The 20,373-nt window shown below is 73.3% G+C and carries 14 protein-coding genes and 1 tRNA gene; 4 read left to right on the top strand and 11 right to left on the bottom strand.

What is annotated here, in order from left to right; translation table 11 throughout:
* The first annotated feature begins 205 nt into the window (after positions 1-205).
* Positions 206-709 carry an ATP-binding protein gene (locus ABT123_RS21160; protein WP_351316763.1) on the top strand — a complete coding sequence of 168 codons (504 nt, stop codon included), beginning with the start codon at positions 206-208 and terminating at the stop codon, positions 707-709.
* A 135-nt stretch (positions 710-844) separates the two neighbouring features.
* Here ABT123_RS21160 and ABT123_RS21165 read toward each other — a convergent pair whose 3' ends face one another.
* The gene (locus tag ABT123_RS21165) at positions 845-1,090 is read right to left on the bottom strand and encodes a DUF397 domain-containing protein (RefSeq protein WP_351316766.1); all 246 of its coding nucleotides are present in this window, start codon (positions 1,088-1,090) and stop codon (positions 845-847) included.
* A gap of 128 nt (positions 1,091-1,218) precedes the next feature.
* Complete coding sequence (locus ABT123_RS21170; protein ID WP_351316769.1) at positions 1,219-3,273, bottom strand: FUSC family protein; 2,055 nt, start codon at positions 3,271-3,273, stop codon at positions 1,219-1,221.
* Positions 3,274-3,391: 118 nt separating this feature from the next.
* On the opposite strand from ABT123_RS21170, the gene tatA reads away from it, so the two are divergent.
* Positions 3,392-3,589, top strand: coding sequence for a Sec-independent protein translocase subunit TatA (tatA, locus tag ABT123_RS21175; RefSeq protein ID WP_351316772.1), 198 nt, complete (start codon positions 3,392-3,394; stop codon positions 3,587-3,589).
* Between the two features lie 45 nt (positions 3,590-3,634).
* Here the strand turns inward: tatA and ABT123_RS21180 are convergent, their stop codons facing one another.
* A complete protein-coding gene (locus ABT123_RS21180; protein ID WP_502971005.1) occupies positions 3,635-4,864 on the bottom strand; it encodes a DUF2786 domain-containing protein in 1,230 nt (409 codons plus the stop codon).
* Between the two features lie 541 nt (positions 4,865-5,405).
* On the opposite strand from ABT123_RS21180, the gene ABT123_RS21185 reads away from it, so the two are divergent.
* The gene (locus ABT123_RS21185; RefSeq protein WP_351316777.1) at positions 5,406-7,124 is read left to right on the top strand and encodes a bifunctional 3'-5' exonuclease/DNA polymerase; all 1,719 of its coding nucleotides are present in this window, start codon (positions 5,406-5,408) and stop codon (positions 7,122-7,124) included.
* A gap of 22 nt (positions 7,125-7,146) precedes the next feature.
* Here the strand turns inward: ABT123_RS21185 and ABT123_RS21190 are convergent, their stop codons facing one another.
* The 3 genes from ABT123_RS21190 to ABT123_RS21200 are packed head-to-tail and all read right to left on the bottom strand — an operon-like array spanning position 7,147 to position 9,518.
* Positions 7,147-8,412: a hypothetical protein gene (locus ABT123_RS21190; protein ID WP_351316780.1), complete on the bottom strand. Its 1,266-nt coding sequence runs from the start codon at positions 8,410-8,412 to the stop codon at positions 7,147-7,149.
* A gap of 53 nt (positions 8,413-8,465) precedes the next feature.
* Positions 8,466-8,972, bottom strand: a complete 507-nt coding sequence (locus tag ABT123_RS21195) for a SigE family RNA polymerase sigma factor (protein WP_351316782.1) — start codon at positions 8,970-8,972, stop codon at positions 8,466-8,468.
* Positions 8,973-9,029: 57 nt separating this feature from the next.
* Positions 9,030-9,518 carry a GNAT family N-acetyltransferase gene (locus ABT123_RS21200; protein ID WP_351316785.1) on the bottom strand — a complete coding sequence of 163 codons (489 nt, stop codon included), beginning with the start codon at positions 9,516-9,518 and terminating at the stop codon, positions 9,030-9,032.
* A gap of 549 nt (positions 9,519-10,067) precedes the next feature.
* On the opposite strand from ABT123_RS21200, the gene ABT123_RS21205 reads away from it, so the two are divergent.
* A complete protein-coding gene (locus ABT123_RS21205) occupies positions 10,068-10,313 on the top strand; it encodes a hypothetical protein (protein ID WP_351316788.1) in 246 nt (81 codons plus the stop codon).
* A gap of 81 nt (positions 10,314-10,394) precedes the next feature.
* Here ABT123_RS21205 and ABT123_RS21210 read toward each other — a convergent pair.
* The 5 genes from ABT123_RS21210 to topA all read right to left on the bottom strand — a co-directional run bounded on the left by ABT123_RS21210 (position 10,395) and on the right by topA (position 20,172).
* Positions 10,395-10,468, bottom strand: a tRNA-Thr gene (locus ABT123_RS21210).
* A gap of 131 nt (positions 10,469-10,599) precedes the next feature.
* Positions 10,600-12,186, bottom strand: a complete 1,587-nt coding sequence (locus tag ABT123_RS21215; RefSeq protein WP_351316791.1) for an alpha/beta hydrolase — start codon at positions 12,184-12,186, stop codon at positions 10,600-10,602.
* Positions 12,187-12,430: 244 nt separating this feature from the next.
* The gene (locus ABT123_RS21220; RefSeq protein WP_351316794.1) at positions 12,431-13,642 is read right to left on the bottom strand and encodes a DNA polymerase III subunit delta'; all 1,212 of its coding nucleotides are present in this window, start codon (positions 13,640-13,642) and stop codon (positions 12,431-12,433) included.
* Positions 13,643-13,752: 110 nt separating this feature from the next.
* On the bottom strand, positions 13,753-17,043 hold the full coding sequence (gene tmk, locus ABT123_RS21225) for a dTMP kinase (RefSeq protein ID WP_351316797.1): 3,291 nt from the start codon (positions 17,041-17,043) through the stop codon (positions 13,753-13,755).
* A gap of 300 nt (positions 17,044-17,343) precedes the next feature.
* A complete protein-coding gene (topA, locus tag ABT123_RS21230) occupies positions 17,344-20,172 on the bottom strand; it encodes a type I DNA topoisomerase (RefSeq protein ID WP_351316799.1) in 2,829 nt (942 codons plus the stop codon).
* Between the last annotated feature and the right edge of the window lie 201 nt (positions 20,173-20,373).

A 20,373-nucleotide genomic window follows, 5' to 3' on the forward strand; every position in this document is an offset into this window, starting at 1 on the left:
TATGCGTAGGAAGAAATGGGCAAGAACCGTCACGGGAGTGGACAGGACCGGCGCGTGCACGTGCATCTGCCCTTGCATCCGGCTTCCGCATTCGGAAGCATGGTGCCGCGCACCTGCGTGCTGTTCGCGCCGGCGCAGGACCCACCCCGCAGTTTTTTCATGGACACAGCCGCCGCTCAGTCCGCGAATCCCGGGAGTGCCTCGCATGGGGATGAATGGATCGACCATGCTCGAGCCGTTACGGCAGGGGCTGCCCCCGGTCGACCCCACGGCCGTCTCCGGGTCCGCCTCCTGCGCCCTGCCCGCCCGGTACGAGGCGGTGCGCGGCGCCCGCTCGTTCACCAGATCCACGCTCGGCCAGTGGGGCCTCGACGACCGTTTCGACGACGTCTCCCTGGTGGTCTCCGAACTCGTCACCAACGCACTGCGGCACGCCCTGCCGGAGGATGTCCGGAGCGGGGAGCAGGAGCCGCCGGTGCGGCTGCACCTGATGCGGTGGAGCACCCGGCTGGTGTGCGCGGTGCGGGACCCCAGCGAGGACAGCCCCGGGGGCTGCTTCTCGCCGGAGAAGACGGACGAGAACAGCGACGCGGAGTCGGGCCGGGGACTGTTCCTGGTGGACTCCTACAGCGACAGCTGGGGCTGGCACCCGCTGGCCGGGCGGCTCACCGGCAAGGTGGTCTGGGCGCTGTTCCTGCTCCAGGACTGACTGCGGCGGGAGCACGGCGCAGGGCGCACACGTACACGGACACACACATGTCACTGGCCGGGATCGATCCTTGCGATCGGTCCCGGCCAGTGCACGTGCATGGCTTGATCGGTGGTGCTGACGATCAGCCGGCGGTCAGCCGATGAGGTGGTCGAATTCGCCGTCCTTCGCGCCGAGCAGCAGGGCCTCTATCTCGGCCGGCGTGTAGACGAGCGCCGGTCCGTCCGGGTAGCGCGAGTTGCGCACGGCAACATCGCCGCCCGGCAGTTTGGCGAACTCCACGCAGGACCCCTGCGAGTTGCTGTGCCTGCTCTTCTGCCAGGTCAGCCCGTACATAGAAGCGAGTTCTGCAGCTGCCATCCCGTTGTACGCGTGGTCCACAGGAAGCCCCCGATAGTGCAGATGTCAACTGCACCGGATCATAGCTGTGTTCATTAGCATCTGCATGGGCAGATGCACGTGCACGCGGGGTGCTCCCTTGATCACAGAGAGCCTGATCCGGTGCCCGGTCAGGGGCGGAGTGCCTCCGAAACCTCGTCCAGACAGTCCAGCAAGAGCTCCGCCCCGTTGTGCAGCAGCGGAGACTCCGGCATCTCGACCCCGTCCCACTCCGCCAGCACGGCCCGCAGCCCCTCCCACTCCGGCACCCGGCGCTCCCGTACGGCCTTCGCCCCCGCCTCTGTAGACGCTTGCAGGGCCTCCGCGAGTTCCGCCGCCGCCGGGACGGGCGGGTGCTCCTGGTCCGGGAGGTGGGCTTCCAGCAGCATCGCGGTACGGCCCAGCTCCGCCAGGGCGTCCCCCGCCGCGTCCGCCGCCGCCCGGGACAGCCCGCGGTGCCGGACCGGTTCGCCGGCCGCCCGGGCCAGCGCCTCCTGCCAGTCCACCCGGGCATCGCGGGCCGCCAGCAGTGCCCTGCGCACGTCGGGCCGGTGGGCGCCGGCCGGATCGGCGTACTGCCGGAGGACGGCTGCCGCGTACTGCCCGTTCGCGGTGAGCCAGTCGGCGAGGCGGGTCCGCAGCCGCGGGGTCTCCCAGGCCGGGTAGAGCGCGTACCCGATCATCGCGAGCAGTCCGCCGACCAGGGTGAGCCCGACCCGGTCCGGCACGGTCTGGTCCCAGCGGGTGCCGCCCATGCCGAGCAGGAACACGACATACGCGGACACAAAGACCTGCGAGACGGCGTACCCGGTGCGCAGCAGCGCGTACATCAGGCCCGCGCTGATCACCGCGAGCGCCCCCGACAGGTACACCCCGGGCTGTGCCAGCTGCACGATCCCGGTGGCCGCCGCGACCCCGAGCAGGGTGCCGCCGAAGCGGGCGACGGCCCGGGAGTAGGTCTGGCTGAAGTCGGGCCGCATCACCATCACGGAGGCCATCGGCGCCCAGTAGGCGTGCCCGAACGGCAGCGCGTACCCGATGACACTGCCCACCGGGGCGACCACGGAGACCCGGACCGCATGCCGGAAGACCGGTGAGGCGGGCCGGAGTTCCGCCCGTACCGCGCGCAGGACCAGCGGCACCAGCGCCGGCAGGGTGGGCCGCAGCTTCGATTCCGCGGGGTCGGCGGTGCGGCCGGAGCCGGGGGCCGCGGTCTCCGTGACGTCCTCCAGCAGGGCCGCGAGCCGCCGCGCCGCCCGCAGGGCCGGACCCTCCAGCAGGTCGGCGGTGTCCGGGGACGTGAGCACGGCGAGCGCGGGGCCGGGCAGGCGCACCGGCTCGCCGTGCCGGATCGCGTGGGCCGCGGCATCGAGCACGGTCGAGGCGGCGGAGAGCAGTTCCCGCACCCGGTGCCGGGCCGGGCCCGCCGCGGGCGCCCCGACGGCGGGGTCGGCCAGCGAGGCCAGCACCGGCCGGATCCGCTCGGCCAGCCCGCGCGCGCCGTGCAGCTCGGCGGGGCGGCGGCGGGCCTGGCGCGGGGTGACGGTGGCGGCGGCCCGGGCGGTCATCAGCGGTTCCGGGTCGAAGGGGGCCTCGGGGTCGTGGCGCAGCCGGCGGGCGTAGTCGGCCTCGGCGGCCAGCGCATCGGCGAGCGCGTCGCGTTGGGCACCCCAGCGGCGGACCGGGAAGAGCACGATCAGCGCGGCCTGGACGACACCCCCGGCGGCGATCAGCGCGGCGTGCCCGGCGGCCTGCGCGACCGAGGTGGGCAGGGTGACGGTCACCAGCATGATGGCCACATTGCTGGAAGCGATGATTCCGGCGGTGGGGCCGGCCGCCCAGGCCATCCCGGACAGGAAGGCCCAGAGGGCGAGCAGCGCCAGGAACGCGGCGGTGTGCGAGGACCCGACGAGATAGCCGACGAAGGTGGAGACGGCGAGGGTCAGCCCGGAGACGAGGGCGAGCACCGGGCGGGGCCGCCAGCTCCGCTGGAAGGTGGCGATGGCCGCCTGAAAGGCCCCGAAGGCGGAACTGGCGGCAGCACCCGGACCGAGCAGGACCAGCCCGCCCCCGATCACGATGGCCAGCCCGGCCGCGGCCCGCAGGGCAAGGAGCGGCTCCAAGCGGTTCCGCTCGACCTTCATCCCGGATCGGGCGCTCTCCTTCAGGGCCCGGAGCCAGCTCATGGGGTCGAGAGTAGCTTCTTTCAGGACTTCTTCAGATTTGTGCCGAACTGTGCCATAGGAGTTCGATGAGCAGATCGTCCCGGCCGTCTCGGCCGTCTCGCGGAGGAGGGGTACTCGCATGCTCAGGAACGCAATGCAGCCCTGGCACCTGATCGTCCTACTGGTCGTCTGCCTGCTGGTGTTCGGTTCGAAGAAGCTCCCCGAGATGGCCCGCGGCCTGGGCAAGTCGATGCGGATCCTGAAGGCGGAAACCCGGGCACTGCGCACCGAGGAGGAACAACCCCCGCGACCGGACCGACACCCGGAAGCCCCCTGACCGCAGGGCACTTGCCGGGCCGCGACCGGACACCCCTACGAGGCTCTACGAGGCCCTGCCCGGCCGGGTGTCGATCGGGGTGCGGCCTCGGCCGCGGTGCACCATGGCGGCGTCCGCCGCCGCCGTGCCGTCCGTCCAGCCCGCATGGTCCGTGGCCCCGCGCAGCCGGGTCGTCGTGGTCTGCGGGAACATTTCCTCCGCCCGCGCACCGACCGCGACGTCCCGCGCGACCAGCGCCGGCAGGTTGTCCGACCCGCCCGCCTCGGCCGCCGCGTGCTCCGCCGTCTCGGCCAGCCGGTGGCCCAGCCTGCTGGCGTAGGCCAGCAGGAAGGACTGGCGGAACGTCTTCGTCCGCTTGCGCCCGCCGGCCCGCTGGCCGGCCTCCGCCCGCGTCATCGCCGCGGTGCCCTGCACCAATAGCGAGGTGTACAGCAGCTCGACCGCCTCCAGGTCGCTCTCGAAGCCCACCACCGTGGAGAACTCGAACGCGCCGTTCCACACCGCCCGGCAGCGGTTCGCCGTGGCCACCGCGTCCAGCAGCACCGCCTTCGCCTCCTCGTACGGCGGCTCGACGCCGATCCTGCAGGCCCCCGGCGTCTGCCCCGGCGCGCCGCCGCGCTCGGCCAGCAGCGCCTCGTCCACCGTGTGGCGGGCCATCAGTTCCTGCGCCTTGGCGCTGAGCGCCTCCGCCTCCTCCGGGTAGGTGGTCGCCTCGGCCTTGGCGAGCAGCGCCCGGATCCGGGCCAGCATGCGCGGCTCGATGTGCGCAGCCTCGAGCACCTCGGCGGGGTCGCCCGGGATCGGTCCCACCGGTTCGATCGACGGCAGCCGGATCAGCAGCCTGAGCACCTCGAGGACGGCGGTGGCCAGCGTGAACCGGTCCGTCCGCTCGCGCTGCGCGAGCTGCCCGGCGTACTCGGTGTCCGCGCCCCACCACACCTCGGCCTCGGGCCACCGGGCGGGCAGCCGGGCGTAGCGGCGGGCTTCGGCGGCGATCAGATCGCCGGTGATCCGCAGCTGCCGCTCCTCCAGGTCCCGCCGGACCAGCCGGAGCAGGTCGGCGGGCTGCCAGCCCCGCTCCCAGGCCTGCCGTATGTACGTCTCCCCGCGCGCGAGCAACGCCTGCCCGACCCCGCTCCAGGCAGCCGGATCGGCGGCGAGCAGCGAGGCGCCGGTGTCGAGCCCGGCGTCGTCTTGGGCATAGAGGGCAGCGGCACAGGCCCGCTCAACAATCTGCGAGGCATCCAAAGTCACCCCACCACCCTCCCACGCCATACCCCGGCCCCAGCCCCCGCAGGGCCCTGGGCGCAGCCCCGGAACGGGCACCGGGCACAGCCGCAGGGCCGGGGGCGCAGCCCCGAAGCGGGGTACCGGTCAGAGCCCGCCCCCGCAGAGGCCCTGGGCGGAGCCCGCACACCGGCTGGGCCCGGGGACCAGCCCCGAATCGGGCCGGGCGCAGCAGCCCCGGAACCGGCTGCCGGGCGGAGCCCGCAGGGGCCGGGGCGCAGCCCCGAAAAAACGGGTACCGGGCACAGCCCGCAGGCCCCGGAGCCCAGCCCGACTATGGGGTACCGGGCAGAGCCCGCCCCCGCAGGGGACCGGGGCCCAGCCCCGGGAACCGGGTGCCGGGCGGAGCCCGCACACCGGCAGGGGCGGGGCGCAGCGTCGGACCGGGTGCCGGGCGGTGCCCGCACAGCGGTGGGGCCCGGGGCGGAGCCCCGGTTTTGGGGAGGGGCGGGGTGGGGGAATGGCTCCGCGCAGCGGGCCGACGCGCGCCGCCCCGCCGATGTCCGCCCCGCCTGCCACACTCGCACTCATGAGCGAGCAAGCCACCCGCTGGGCCCTGGCCGAAGACGGCGACGCCCGCTGGCACGCCGCGCCCATCACCAGCCCAACCGGCCCAACCAGCCCCATCACCGCCCCCGACCCCGCCACCGCCGTCCGCGCCGCCCCGCCCCACACCCGCTGGATCTGGCAGTCCACCGCCGCCGTCTACCCCCGCCTGCTCGCCGCAGGCCTCCGCATTGACCGCTGCTACGACATCGAGGACGCCGAGCTCCTCCTCCTCGGCCACGAGGGCCGCCTCGGCCAGCCCCGGTCCGCCGCAGCCGCCCTGGCCCGGCTCAATGGCACACCCGTACCGCCCGACCCCCCACAGCGCTCCGCCGAGCCCGGGACCCAGTCCTCCCTCTTCGACCCGCAGCCCGCCGCCCCGCTCCCCCTCGACGCCCTCCTCTCCGTCTACGCCGACCAGATGCGCCGCCACGAGGCCACCGCCCACCCGGACCGGATGCGCCTGCTCACCGCCGCCGAGTCCGCCGGCTTCCTGATCGCCGCCGAGATGAACCGGGCCGGGCTGCCCTGGCGGGCCGACGTACACCGCGCCGTACTCACCGAGCTGCTCGGCGAGCGGTACGCGGGCGGCGGCGAGCCCCGCCGCCTCGCCGAGCTCGCCGACCAGGTGTCCGCCGCCTTCGGCCGCCGCGTCCGCCCCGACCTCCCCGCCGATGTGATCAAGGCCTTCGCCGAGGCTGGGATCAAGGTGAAGTCCACCCGCCGCTGGGAGATCCAGGAGCTGGACCATCCCGCCGTCGAACCCCTCATCGCGTACAAGAAGCTGTACCGGATCTACACCGCCCACGGCTGGAGCTGGCTCAAGGACTGGGTGCACGAGGGCCGGTTCCGGCCGGAGTACATCCCGGGCGGCACGGTCACCGGCCGCTGGGTGACCAACGGAGGCGGCGCCCTGCAGATCCCGAAGGTGATCCGGCGCGCCGTGGTCGCCGACCCCGGCTGGCGACTGGTCGTCGCGGACGCCGACCAAATGGAGCCGCGGGTCCTCGCCGCCATCTCCCGCGACCCCGGCCTGATGGACGTGGCCGGGCGCCCGGAGGACCTCTACACGGCCATCTCCCGCCAGGGCTTCGCCGGCGACCGCGACCAGGCCAAACTGGCCGTCCTCGGCGCGGTCTACGGCCAGACCTCCGGTGACGGCCTGAAGAACCTCGCCGCCCTGCGCCGCCGCTTCCCGCGCGCCGTCGGGTACGTGGACGAGGCCGCCCGCGCGGGCGAGGAGGGCCGGCTCGTACGGACCTGGCTGGGCCGCACCTGCCCGCCCGCCGCCGGCTCGGCGGAGGCCGAGGAGGCAGGCCTCCCCCAGGAACCGGGGCCGGGGCCGGACACCGGCGACGACCAGGCGGCCCGGGACGAGTGGACCCCCGGCTACGCCTCCACCAACACCCGGGCCCGAGGCCGCTTCACCCGCAACTTCGTGGTCCAGGGCAGTGCCGCCGACTGGGCCCTGCTGATGCTCGCGGCGCTGCGCCAGGCCACAGCCGCCGCCGGGCTCCGCGCCGAGCTGGTGTTCTTCCAGCACGACGAGGTGATCGTGCACTGCCCGGCCGAGGAGGCGGAGGCCGTCACCGAGGCGATCCGCACCGCCGCGGACCGGGCCGGACGCATCGCCTTCGGCGAGACCCCGGTCCGGTTCCCGTTCACCACGGCGGTAGTGCAGTGCTACGCGGACGCCAAATAACCCGGGCGCCCACCCGCACCAGCTACGACGCGGCGCCCTGCACCCACTTCGGGCTGAGCGCGATCGCCTTCAACTGCTCGATGGTCAGCAGCGGGGCCGGCCGGGTCGCCGGCTTGTTCTGGTTGCCGGTGTTGAAGGCGGAGACCACCACCCGCAGGCCATTGGGCCGCAGGGTGTCCACGGTCCACCACACCACCCCGGCGCCGCCCTTCTCGCCGGGCTTCTTCTCGATCTTCACCTTGGTGCCGTCCGGCAGGGTGGTGACATCGCCGCTGCCGAACAGCGGGCCGGCCACGTCGTGCATCTTCGGCTGGACGTTGACCTGGACGAACGACTTGCCCTTGCCGTCGTCGAGCACGGCATAGGCATAGTCCCCCTCCCCGCCCTTGCCGACGACCGTGACCCCGTCCTTCGGCAGCAACGATTGCAGAATCGGCCCTGCCTCCGGCCCGCCCGACAGGCCGGGTGCGGGCTTCTCGGGCTTGGCGGCCGGCAGGTCGTTCAGGGCCGCGTGCCACGTGGTCGAGGTGACCAGGGCCTTCATCTGCGGCAGGGTGAGCGGCGGGTTGGGGCGGGAGACCGCCTCGCCCTTCTCGGCCGGGGCGTTCCATTCGGACGCGTCGACCAGGAAGCCCTGCGGGGTGGCCAGGGTGGCCCTCCAGAGCTTGGTGTCCTCACGCCGGTCCGGGTACTCGTAGCCACGCACGAGCAGCAGCCGCGAGCCGTCCGCCAGCTTCTCGGAGGTGCAGCTGTCGTAGCCGATGAGCTCCCTGTCCCCGCACTCGGTCATCTGCTTGCCCATGGTGCCGGCCGGGTCGATCCGGGAGAGGCTCAACCCGATGGCGGCTTTGCCCTTCCCGTCGTCGTACACCCCGGAGACAGACGGCCCGGAGGTGTCGGTTCCTCGGGCATGGGTGCCGGTGAACGTGCCCCCCGACAACAGCGACTGGAGGTTGGCGGCCATCTGCGCGGCGGTCACCGCCCCGGTGCCGGCCCCCTTATCGGGAGCGTCGCTCTTCCCGGCCGAGGGCGCCGGCGACGGCGCCGTGGCGACACTCCCCCCGCCCCCCTTGCCGTTGCCCTCGCCGCCGAACAGCCCGCCGGAGTACGCCCCGATGCCGCCGATCACCGCCATCGCGAGGGCCGTGCCGGTGACCGCGGCCACCCGCCGACGGGCCACCAGCCGCCGGCCGCGCTGCTCGCCGCCGTCCACCAGGGCCTGCTGGTCGGTGGCGAAACCGTCGCCGGTGCGCCGCAGGGCATCGCCGAGTTCGTCTTCAAAGGGCATGGGGAACCAGACCTTCCACGTTTGGTTTGAATGCAGCCGCGAACGCTGAACGCTCAGCAGCCGGCGAACTCGGTGAGACTGCCGCCGAGTTCCTGCCGAAGCCGCGCGAGGGCGCGTGAACTCCGGGTACGCACGGCCGCCGAGCTGACGTTCATCACGTCGGCGGTCTCCTCCACACTGCGGTCCTCCCAGTACCGGAGCACCAGCACCGCCCGATCCTTGGGCGCGAGCCGCCCCAGGGCCCCCAGCAGCGTCATCCGCAGCACGGGATCCGCGCCACCCCCGACCGCCTCGGGCACCTCCCCCACCGGGTGTTCGGCGGCCGAACGCCGCCGCCGATGGGTGAGGAACGCCCGGACCAGCACGGTCTGCGCGTACGCCGCAGGATTGTCGATACGGGAGACCCGCCCCCAGAGCAGGTACATCCGCCCCAGGGTCTCCTGCACCAGATCCTCGGCCAGGTGAGTGTCCCCGCTCGTCAGCAGACAGGCCGACCGGTACAACTGCCCGGTCCGCCCCTCCGCGAACTCCCGGAACCCCTCCCTGCGTCGCTGCCGCATCCACTCCCCCTCGCCGTCCGTCTCACCTCATCGACGCACCGGCAAACCAGAAATGTTTCACCCCTCTTCGAAGACCTCTTGGGAGACCTTCTCCAGGTCATGGAGGTAAACGTGGAACTCCTCCCGCACGAACCCCTCGGACTCGTACAGCGCCTGGGCGATCCGGTTGTCGTACGCCGTCTCCAGCTGCACCCCGCCCGCCCCCGCCGCCCGCGCCCGCCGCAGGGTCTCCCCCAACAACGCCCGCCCGGCCCCGGTCCGCCGCCCGGCCGGCGCCACGTACAAATCACTCAGGATCCACAGCGGCTGCATGGAAAGCGAGGAAAACGTCCGGTAGATCTGCGCGAACCCGACCGTCCCCTTCCCGGCCACCTCGGCGAGCAGCACCAGCGACTCACCGGCCTTCATCCGGTCCGCGAGGAACACCCGGGGCTGCTCCGGGTCCGCCACCGTGACCTCGTAGAAGTCGAGATAGCCACGGAACAACCCGGCGGCCACCTCGAGATCCCCTTCCCCGGCCACCCGCACGACAGGACTGTCACTCACCACTGCCTCCTCATCCACCCCACGCGCCGCCCCCATTCTCCCCAGAGCCACCCGGTCCGCTCCCGCACGAGACCGCACCGGACGGCGATGGTTACGGGCAGTCAGCATGCCAATCTGCTGATCACTCTTCGCAGTGGACTGTCTCGCGGAACAACACCCCGGGCCGACGAGCAGGAGTTCCGATCTACAGACACACTCCGCCAGAAGGGGACACCAATGGGCGAAATCGTCGCAGCCCGGATCTTCACCGCTCTCGCCACCATGGCCACACTGGCCGCCTTACCTCCCGCGCAGGCACACGCCGGCGCAATCGGCTCCACACCCGTGGCCACCTTCGACTATCAGGTCGGCGGCGTCACCATGAAGGTCACACCGCCAACAAGATCTACCGCACCTCCCGCGGCAAGACCCACACCGAGTGCAAGATCAACCCCATGCGCGACAACGCACCCCAGAAATTGCCCCGTTACGGAAAAGCGTGCGCGTACATCAACGTCAACGGTGTCCGGCGGGCCGGCCAGTGCCACCACATCACGAAGTGAGCCGCGCATGACCACCCAGCCCACTCCCGAAGACCTCGCCCGGGAAGGCAACCGCCGTCGCGCCGGCCTCGCCGCCTTCGCCGTCGGCACGGCGTCAGCCTTCGCCTTCTTCGCCTTCTTCCCGGGCCTCCCCCACGTGATCGACTGGGGCGCCATCATCACGTCCCTCATCGTCGGCGGCCTGGCCCGCTGGGCATGGCTGGCGCGAACCGCAAAAAACCGCTCCGGCACCGGCAGCGTCGGCGGATCATAAGGGCCCCGCGCACGCGGGGAGCAGTGTCGCAAAAAAGCAAAAGCCCCAGGTCACGGCGAGTGAGTCCTGGGGCTTTCACAGAGCCGCCTTCGGGATTCGAACCCGAGACCTACGCATTACGAGTGCGTTGCTCTGGCCAACTGAGCTAAGGCGGCATGCTGCACGGAACAGGTTCCCGCATGACAGGAGCGTCCTCAGCAGCGGCGCTAAGTCTACAGGGTCCATCCGGGTGCCCCGAACCAGGTTTGCGGTCGGGCGGGGCGGCGGCAGCCGGAGGGCGGGCCGGTCAGCACTTCTTGCCGTCCGCCGGGGGCGTGCCCTCCAGGAGGTAGCGGTTGATCGCGGAGTCGATGCAGTCGCTGCCCCGCCCGTACGCCGTGTGGCCGTCGCCGTCGTAGGTCAGCAGCACGCCCGAGTCGAGCTGGCCGGCCAGTGACTCGGCCCACCGGTACGGGGTCGCCGGGTCCCGGACGGTTCCCACCACCACGATCGGCGCGGCGCCCTTCGCCTCCAGGCGACGGGCCGTGCCGGTCGCCTTGGCCGGCCAGTACGTGCAGTTCAGCGAGGCCCAGGCGAAGCCGGCGCCGAATACCGGCGAGGCCTTCTCGAAGGAGGGGACCGCGGCTGCCACGGCCTCCGGGCCGGCGAAGGCGGGCGGCTGGTCCAGGCAGTTCACCGCCGCGTTCGCGTACATCAGGTTGGCGTACTTGCCGTCCGGCTCGCGCTCGTAGTAACTGTCCGCGAGCGCCAGCAGGCCAGCCCCGTCGCCGTCCATCGCCTGCGTGATCGCCTCGCGCAGCTGCGGCCAGGCGGTCTCGTCGTAGAGCGCCGCGATCACGCCGGTGGTCGCCAGTGCCTCGCCGAGCGGGCGGGCGGCCTCCCCGGTGGGGACGGGCTGGGCGTCGAGCTTGCGGAAGAAGTCCTTCAGGCGCTGGGCCACCTGCTCCGGGGTGCCCCGGCCGAGCGGGCAGTCCGGCTGCTTCGCACAGTCCCGGGCGAAGGACCGGAACGCCGTCTCGAAGCCCGCGGTCTGGTCCCGGTTGAGTTCGATCGCCGTACGGGACGGGTCCATCGCACCGTCCAGGACCAGCCGGCCGGCCCGGCCGGGGAAGAGGTCCGCGTACGTCGCGCCGAGGAGGGTGCCGTACGAGGCGCCGACGTAGGTCAGCTTCTCGTCGCCGAGGACCGCGCGCAGCACGTCCAGGTCGCGGGCGGCCTCCACGGTGGAGACGTGCGGCAGCACCCTGCGGGAGCGTTCCTCGCAGCCCTTGGCGAACTCCTTGAACGCCTCCACCAGCCGGGCCTGTTCGGCGGCGTCGTCCGGGGTCTGGTCGACCTGGGTGTACGCGTCCATCCGCGGCCCGGTCAGGCACTCGATGGGGGAACTGCGGGCGACCCCGCGCGGGTCGACGGAGACCATGTCGTACCGGGCCCGGACCGGGGCGGGATAGCCGATGCCCGCGTACGCCTGCAGGTACCCGATGCCCGATCCGCCGGGCCCGCCGGGGTTGACCACCAGGGAGCCGAGCCGCTTGCCGGGGCCGGTGGCCTTCTTGCGGGCCACGGCGAGCTCGACCTCCTGGCCGGAGCCGGGGTTCGCGTAGTCCAGCGGCGCCTTCATGGTGGCGCACTGGAATCCGGGCACGCCGCAGTCCCGCCACTTCAGCTTCTGCTCGTAGTACCGGCGGAGCGCGGCCGGGGCGGGGGCGGGCTGGGCGGCGGCGGTCCCTGCGCCGGTCCCGCTGCCGGTCGCGGCTCCGCCGGAGGAGGCCGAGGCATGCGGAGCGGGCCCGCCGGAGGTACAGCCGGAGAGCAGCAGCCCGGCGGCTGCGATCACGGTTCCGGTGGTGCGCAGCAGACGACCTTTGTCCATCCCCGGAGCCTACGTCTTCCCGGCCGGTCCGGGGTGATCTTGCCCCGGCGGGACCCCCACCCGATCGACCCCCGCCACCCGACGGGGCGGGCGCCCGCCCGTACGGGTGAGCCGTCAACCGGCGGGCGGGCCGGGTCCGGCCCGGCGGCGGGCCCGGCCCGGACCGCCCGGCCGGATTCGGACCCGCCGGATCCGGCCCGCCGGGTTCATCCGGGCCAGCCGGGTCAGCCGGGTTCCGCCCGGGTCAGCCGGCCCGGAGGGCCATCGTCATTGCCTCGACCGCGAGCAGCGGGGCCACATTCCGGTCCAGGGCGTCCCGGCAGGCGATGATCGCCTCGATCCGCCGCAGGGTCCGCTCCGGTCCGGACGCGCGGGCCAGCCGGTCCAGGTCGGCCCGTATCTCCTCGTTCGCAATGGCCACCGCCGAGCCGAGCTGCAGGGCGAGGACGTCCCGGTAGAACCCGGTCAGGTCGGTGAGGGCCAGGTCGAGGCTGTCGCGCTGGGTGCGGGTGCGGCGGCGCTTCTGCCGGTCCTCGAGCTCCTTCATCACGCCGGCCGTACCGCGCGGCATCCGGCCGCCCGTCCCGGCACCGGCGCCGAGCGCGGCCCGCAGGTCCTCGGTCTCCTTGACGTCGACCTCCTCCGCGACCTGCTTGGCATCCTCCGCGGCGGCGTCGACGAGCTCCTGGGCGGCCTTGAGGCAGCCGCCCACGTCGTCCACCCGGAGCGGGAGCTTCAGCACGGCGGCACGGCGCGACCTGGCCCGCTCGTCGGTGGCCAGCCGGCGGGCGCGGCCGATGTGCCCCTGGGTGGCCCGGGCGGCGGCAGCGGCGACGGCCGGCTCGATGCCGTCCCGCCGGACCAGGACATCGGCGACCGCGGACACCGACGGGGTGCGCAGGGTGAGGTGCCGGCAGCGGGACCGGATGGTGGGCAGCACGTCCTCCAGCGAGGGCGCGCAGAGCAGCCACACCGTGCGCGGAGCGGGCTCCTCGACGGCCTTGAGGAGGACGTTGCCCGCGCCCTCGGTGAGCCGGTCCGCGTCCTCCAGGACGATGACCTGCCAGCGGCCCACGGCCGGGGAGAGCTGGGCCCGGCGGACCAGGTCGCGGGTCTCCTTCACACCGATGGAGAGCAGGTCCGTACGGACGATCTGGACGTCCGAGTGGGTGCCGACCAGGGTGGTGTGGCAGCCGTCGCAGAAACCGCAGCCCGGGGCCGCGCCGAGGGCGCGGTCCGGGCTGGTGCACTGCAGGGCAGCGGCGAAGGCCCGGGCGGCGGTGGACCGGCCGGAACCGGGCGGTCCGGTGAACAGCCAGGCGTGGGTCATCTTGGAGGCGGCGGGCGCCGGCTGCCCGGCCTCGATCGCGGTGACCAGCGCGTCGGCATCCTGCGCGGCGGCGGCGAGCTGCGTCTGCACGCGCTCCTGACCCACCAGGTCGTCCCAGACGGCCATGCCGCCGCCTCCTTCCGTCGTGCTCGTCGCGTTCCGTCGTGTTCTGTCCAGTGCCACCGATCATTGTGGCGCGGGCCACTGACAATCCGGTCCGGCGGCCGGGCGGTGGGTCAGCGGCGTGGCCGGCGCGGGGGCGCCGTGTCGTCCCCGTCGTCCTCGTCCCGGCGGGGGCCGAGCAGCTCGTCCGCCAGGCTGGGGAGATCGTCCAGCGGGGTCTCCTCGGCCCAGTCGGACCGGCGCCGCGGACGGCCCGAGTCGTCGATCACGGGCAGCTCCCGGGTGACGTCCGCGCCGCGGGCCGAGTCCCGGAAGATGCCGGGCGGCACCCGGTCCGCGGGGTTCTCCTCCGGCCGGACCGGCGGCAGTACCGCCGTTTCCTCGGCCGGACCGGTCACCCGTACGGGGGGCAATACGGAGGTCTCGGCCGCCGGGTCGATCTTCGGGACCGGAACGGTCTCGGTGATGTCGTCCGGCTTCATCACCCGACGGTCGGTGGCGGCCGGCACCACCGGCGTCTCGACGGTCACCGCGTCGTCGGGGTGGTGCTGCTGCGACCGGCGCGGGTCGCGTGCGGCGTCCGGCGCGGGCTCCTTGGTCAGGCCAACCCGCGGCTTGGCCTGCCCCGCGGCCTTCGACGCAGCGGAGGCGGCCGGGCCGGCCGACGCCGCCGGCGCAGCCGCCGGACCCGAGGCCGTAGCCGCGGCAGCCGCAGCCGCCGCCGCAGAAGCAGCCGCCGCCGAGGCGGCAGTGGCAGCCGCGAGCCGCCGCGCCTCCTCCGCCTTCAGCAGGGCCTCCTCGGCCCGCCGCTGCTTCTCGCGCCGCTTCTCCTCGGCCTCGGCCCGCAGCCGGGCCTCCTCCTCCGCCTGCCGCCGCAGCCGCTCTTGCTCCGCCTTGCGGGCCTTCTCCTCGGCCTCCGCGCGCCGTCGCTCGGCTTCCGCGCGGGCCTGCTCGGCCTCGGCGCGCTGCCGTTCCTCCGCGGCCCGGCGGGCGGCCTCGGCCTCCGCCCGGGCGCGCTCCTCCGCCTCGGCGCGGAGCCGCTCCTCCTCCGCCTTGCGGGCGGCCTCTTCCGCGGCCTTGATCCGGGCGGCTTCCTCCTCCGCCTTGCGCCGTGCCTCCTCCTCGGCGCGCAGCCGCTCCTCCTCGGCCTTGCGCGCCGCCTCTTCCGCGGCCTTGCGCTTCGCTTCCTCCTCGGCCAGCCGGCGGGCCTCCGCCTGGGCCTGCACCTCGGCCTCGGAGAGCGGAAGCATCCGGTCCAGGCGGTGACGTACGACCGTGGTCACCGATTCCGGGTCCTGTCCGGCGTCCACCACCAGGTAGCGGCCCGGGTCGGCCGCCGCCAGGGTCAGGAATCCGGCGCGCACCCGCTGGTGGAACTCCGCCGGCTCCGACTCCAGCCGGTCCGGCGCCTCGGTGAACCGCTCCCGGGCCGCCTCCGGCGACACGTCCAGCAGCACGGTCAGATGGGGCACGAGCCCGTCCGTCGCCCAGCGCGAGATCCGGGCGATCTCGGTGGGCGACAGGTCGCGCCCGGCGCCCTGGTAGGCCACCGAGGAGTCGATGTAGCGGTCGGAGATGACCACCGCGCCCCGCTCCAGGGCCGGCCGCACCACCGTGTCCACGTGCTCCGCCCGGTCGGCGGCGTACAGCAGCGCCTCGGCGCGGTTCGACAGTCCGGCCGAGGACACGTCGAGCAGGATCGAGCGGAGCCGCTTGCCGACCGGCGTGGCGCCGGGCTCGCGGGTCACCACGACCTCGTGGCCCTTGCCGCGTATCCACTCGGCCAGCGCCTGCACCTGCGTGGACTTTCCGGCCCCGTCGCCGCCCTCCAGGGCGATGAAGAATCCGCTGGCGGACGGTGCCTGGTCCGGCTCGCCGCCGCGCAGCGCCTCCCGCAGGTCGCGCCGGAGCGGTACGCCGCTGCGGTCGTCGGCGCGGGCCAGCACGGTCACGGCCACCGGCAGCAGCAGCGCGCCGACCAGCATCAGGGTGAAGGCCGCGCCGCCGTGGGCGAACACCACCTCGTCGCCGCCCAGCCGGTGCGGGCCGATGGCCGCGGCCAGGACGGGCGCGGCGATCGCGCCGACCGCCACGGCGACCCGTACGACGGCCTGGAGGTGCTGGGTGACCCGGGCCCGGCGGAACTCCTCGGTCTCCTGGTCGATCAGGGTGTGCCCGGTGTTGGCGGCGACACCCGCGGCGGTGCCGGCCAGCACCGCCAGGAAAACGTTTGTGGCCAGGTCCGGGACCAGGCCCATCAGCAGCAGCGCCAGCCCGGTGACCGCTATGGCCAGGGCCAGCAGGCGGCGCCGGGACAGCCCGGGCAGCACCTTGCCGGCCTGGGTGGCCCGGATGCCGGCCACGGTGCCCCCGCTCAGCGCGAGGACCAGCAGCGCGAAGCCGGCCGGGCCGCCGCCCAGGTCGAAGGCGTGCAGCACCGAGACGGCGACTGCGCAGGACACCGCTCCGGCGACGGCCGCGCAGGCGAGGACGAGCAGCGGGATGACACCGGTACGGCCCTTCTCCGGGCCGTCTCCGGCCTTCGGGGCGCGCAGGCCCTCCAGCGGCGAACGCGGCCGGGGGGTCTTCGCACCGGGCAGTTCCAGCGGCAGCAGCAGCGACACGGAGGCGGCGAACAGGCCGGCGGCCACGTAGGAGCCGAGGGCGGCCCGGTTCTGGGCGAACCAGTCCACGCCGAGGCCGAGGGCCGCACCGACCAGCGTGGCGGCGAGCAGCACCGCGGCGGCGACGGGCAGAGCAGCGGCACTTGTACGGAGGGTCAGCCGGCGCAGTGCGTCGAGATGGTCCGGCAGCGGCCGTACGGTCGCTCCCTCGGGCGGCGGCTCGGGCAGCAGGGCGGGGGCCGCGCTCTCCTTGGCCAGGGTCCACAGGCGCTCGGCGACACCGGCTGCGAAGACGGTGGCGAGCAGGGCGGTCAGGGCGTGCGCGGGGATCCAGTCGAGCCACAGCGGGGCGACGACGAAGAGGGCCAGCCGGACGCCATCGGCACCGATCATGGTCCAGCGGCGGTCCAGCCTGCCGCCGTGCTCGCGCGGGGCGAGCAGCCCGGACAGCGGGCCCAGCAGCACCGCGCCGGTGAGCAGCGTGGCGAGGATCCGCACTCCGAAGACGGCGGTGACCGCGAGGGCGGCGCCCCGGTAGCCGCCGCCGAAGGCGGCTTCGCTGACGGCCGCCTGGAAGGCCAGCAGGACCAGGACCAGCAGGGCGAGGGCATCGCCGATACCGCTGACCAGCTGGGCGCTCCACAGCCGGCGGAGCCGGGGCGTGCGCAGCAGGGCGCGCACCGCCCGTTCGCGGGAGTCCGCGGCCAGGGCTTCGTCGTAGGTGGGGTTCACGGGGTCCTTCCCGGAGGGCACGACCGTCGGCTGCTCGGCTCGCGTCATCCGCCCAGCCTATCCGCTGCACCCGGCTCGGCGGAGTCCGAGCACCGCACCACCCTGCCGGGACGCCGCCGGGGGGCGTCCCGCGCCGGCCGGGCCCGGGCCCGCACAGCGCCGACCTGCGCCGAAGCCGGGGGCGCGGGCGGGGGTCGCTGCGCGGAGCCTTCCCCCACCCCGCCCCTTCCCGCCGTCCCGGATATGCGGCTCCGCCGCGCGGGGGGCTCCGCCCCGGACCCCGCGCCTCAAACGCCGCGGGGCTGGGATTGCTGCGCAACCCCAGCCCCGCGCCGTTTGCCGGTGCTGCTACTCGGCGGGCGGAGCCGACGCCGCCGTCTTCTTCGCGGGCGCCGCCTTCTTGGCCGCCGCCGTCGTCTTCTTCGCAGCCGCCGTCTTCGTGGCCGTCGCCTTCTTGGCGGCCGTGGCCTTCTTCGCGGGCGCCTTCTTGGCCGGAGCCTTCTTCGCCGTCTTCTTCGCCGGCCCCTTCGCCCGCTTCTCCGCCAGCAGCTCGTAGCCCCGCTCCGGCGTGATCGTCTCGACGTCGTCGTCCCGCCGCAGCGTCGCGTTCGTCTCGCCGTCCGTCACGTACGGACCGAAGCGGCCGTCCTTCACGACCACCGGCCGCTCGCTGACCGGGTCGGTGCCCAGCTCCTTCAGCGGCGGCTTGGCCGCCGCCCGGCCGCGCTGCTTCGGCTGGGCGTAGATCGCCAGCGCCTCGTCCAGCGTGATGGTGAAGAGCTGGTCCTCGGTCTCCAGGGACCGCGAGTCCGTGCCCTTCTTCAGGTACGGGCCGTAGCGGCCGTTCTGCGCGGTGATCTCCACGCCCTCGGCATCCGCGCCCACCACCCGCGGCAGCGACATCAGCTTCAGCGCCTCGTCCAGGGTGACGGTGTCCAGGGACATCGACTTGAAGAGCGAGGCGGTCCGCGGCTTGACCGCGTTCTTGCCGGTCTTCGGGGTGCCCTCGGGGAGGATCTCCGTCACGTACGGGCCGTACCGGCCGTCCTTGGCTACGATCTCGTTGCCGCTGACCGGGTCCTTGCCCAGCTCGAACTCGCCGCTCGGCTTCGCGAACAGCTCCTCGGCGTACGCAACCGTCAGCTCGTCCGGAGCGAGGTCGTCCGGCACGTCGGCCCGCTGGTGGCCTTCCGCGTCCTTCTCGCCGCGCTCGACGTACGGGCCGTACCGGCCGACCCGGAGCACGATGCCCTCGCCGACCGCGAAGGAGGAGATCTCCCGCGCATCGATCGCGCCGAGGTCGGTGACCAGTTCCTTCAGACCGCCGAGGTGGTCGCCGTCGCCGTTTCCGGCGGCGGACGCGTCGGCGGTACCGGCCGCCGCCTCGCCGCCGAAGTAGAACCGCTTCAGCCACGGCACGGACTGCGCCTCGCCGCGTGCGATGCGGTCGAGGTCGTCCTCCATCTTCGCGGTGAAGTCGTAGTCGACGAGCCGGCCGAAGTGCTTCTCCAGCAGGTTGACCACGGCGAAGGACAGGAAGGACGGGACCAGCGCGGTGCCCTTCTTGAAGACGTAGCCGCGGTCCAGGATCGTGCCGATGATCGACGCGTAGGTCGACGGGCGGCCGATCTCGCGCTCTTCCAGCTCCTTGACCAGCGAGGCCTCGGTGTAGCGGGCCGGCGGCTTGGTGGCGTGGCCGTCCGCCGTGATCTCTTCGGCGGTCAGCGCGTCGCCCTCGGCGACCTGCGGCAGCCGCCGCTCGCGGTCGTCGAGCTCGGCGTTCGGGTCGTCCGCGCCCTCGACGTACGCCTTCATGAACCCGTGGAAGGTGATCGTCTTGCCGGAGGCGGAGAACTCGGCGTCCCGGCCGTCGCTCGCCCTGCCGCCGATCTTCACGGTGACCGAGTTTCCGGTCGCGTCCTTCATCTGGGAGGCGACGGTCCGCTTCCAGATCAGCTCGTACAGGCGGAACTGGTCGCCGGTCAGGCCGGTCTCGGCAGGCGTGCGGAAACGATCGCCCGAAGGCCGGATCGCCTCGTGCGCCTCCTGCGCGTTCTTGACCTTGCCCGCGTAGACCCGCGGCTGCGGCGGCAGGTAGTCGGCGCCGTACAGCTGGGTGACCTGGGCCCGGGCCGCCGCGACGGCGGTGTCGGACAGGATGGTCGAGTCCGTACGCATGTACGTGATGAAGCCGTTCTCGTACAGCTTCTGCGCCACCTGCATGGTCGCCTTCGCGCCGAAGCCGAGCTTGCGCGAGGCCTCCTGCTGCAGCGTGGTCGTACGGAACGGGGCGTACGGGGACCGGCGGTACGGCTTGGACTCGACCGAGCGGACCGCGAAGGAGGTCTCGGCGAGGGCGGCGGCCAGAGCCCGCGCATTCGCCTCGTCCAGGTGCAGGACATCGCTCTTGAGCTGCCCGTTCGACCCGAAGTCGCGGCCCTGGGCGACACGCCGGCCGTCGACCGAGTTCAGCCGGGCGACCAGCGAGGACGGGTCGGAGGCGTCACCGGCGCGGCCGGTGGCGAAGGTGCCGGTCAGGTCCCAGTACTCGGCGGAGCGGAAGGCGATGCGCTCGCGCTCGCGCTCGACGACGAGGCGGGTGGCGACGGACTGGACGCGGCCGGCCGACAGTTTCGGCATGACCTTCTTCCACAGGACCGGCGAGACCTCGTAGCCGTAGAGGCGGTCGAGGATGCGGCGGGTCTCCTGGGCGTCGACCATGCGCTGGTTCAGCTCGCGCGGGTTGGCCACGGCGTCGCGGATCGCGTCCTTGGTGATCTCGTGGAAGACCATCCGGTGGACCGGGACCTTGGGCTTGAGGACTTCCTGCAGGTGCCACGCGATGGCCTCGCCCTCGCGGTCCTCATCGGTGGCGAGGAAGAGCTCGTCGGACTCGGCCAGCAGCTCCTTGAGCTTCCTGACCTGGGCCTTCTTGTCGGCGTTGACGACGTAGATCGGCTGGAAGTCGTGCTCGACGTCCACGCCGAGGCGACGCACCTCACCCGTGTACTTCTCGGGCACCTCCGCCGCGCCGTTCGGGAGGTCGCGGATGTGCCCGACGCTCGCCTCGACGACGTATCCCGGGCCGAGGTAGCCCTTGATCGTCTTCGCCTTGGCAGGGGACTCGACAATGACGAGTCGGCGGCCGCCCTTTGCGGTCTCGCTAGTCGGGGACAACTTGGCTCTTCTCTCCGGTCGGCACTCGGTCGCAGTACGGCGACGCTGCGGAGTGTGACGGTACAACCCGCCCCCGTGTCAAACGGCACAAGCCCGCAACGGCCACTCGAACGGTAACCCGACTAGTGCCATTCGTGCCGCCCGGATACCGCGCCCGGCGCTTGTCGATCACCGGGCCGGGTGGCCGGAGGGCCGTCTGGC

The organism is Streptomyces sp. NPDC002054, assembly GCF_040296685.1.
Classification (GTDB): Bacteria; Actinomycetota; Actinomycetes; order Streptomycetales; family Streptomycetaceae; genus Streptomyces.

What these genes read in the sequence shown, in the direction of transcription:
- ABT123_RS21160 (WP_351316763.1), top strand. Translation starts at nt 206, where the DNA reads ATGGGGATGAATGGATCGACCATGCTCGAGCCGTTACGGCAGGGGCTG.
- ABT123_RS21170 (WP_351316769.1), bottom strand. Translation starts at nt 3,273, where the DNA reads ATGAGCTGGCTCCGGGCCCTGAAGGAGAGCGCCCGATCCGGGATGAAG.
- tatA (WP_351316772.1), top strand. Translation starts at nt 3,392, where the DNA reads ATGCTCAGGAACGCAATGCAGCCCTGGCACCTGATCGTCCTACTGGTC.
- ABT123_RS21180 (WP_502971005.1), bottom strand. Translation starts at nt 4,864, where the DNA reads ATGGCGTGGGAGGGTGGTGGGGTGACTTTGGATGCCTCGCAGATTGTT.
- ABT123_RS21185 (WP_351316777.1), top strand. Translation starts at nt 5,406, where the DNA reads ATGAGCGAGCAAGCCACCCGCTGGGCCCTGGCCGAAGACGGCGACGCC.
- ABT123_RS21190 (WP_351316780.1), bottom strand. Translation starts at nt 8,412, where the DNA reads ATGCCCTTTGAAGACGAACTCGGCGATGCCCTGCGGCGCACCGGCGAC.
- ABT123_RS21195 (WP_351316782.1), bottom strand. Translation starts at nt 8,972, where the DNA reads ATGCGGCAGCGACGCAGGGAGGGGTTCCGGGAGTTCGCGGAGGGGCGG.
- ABT123_RS21205 (WP_351316788.1), top strand. Translation starts at nt 10,068, where the DNA reads ATGACCACCCAGCCCACTCCCGAAGACCTCGCCCGGGAAGGCAACCGC.
- ABT123_RS21215 (WP_351316791.1), bottom strand. Translation starts at nt 12,186, where the DNA reads ATGGACAAAGGTCGTCTGCTGCGCACCACCGGAACCGTGATCGCAGCC.
- ABT123_RS21220 (WP_351316794.1), bottom strand. Translation starts at nt 13,642, where the DNA reads ATGGCCGTCTGGGACGACCTGGTGGGTCAGGAGCGCGTGCAGACGCAG.
- tmk (WP_351316797.1), bottom strand. Translation starts at nt 17,043, where the DNA reads ATGACGCGAGCCGAGCAGCCGACGGTCGTGCCCTCCGGGAAGGACCCC.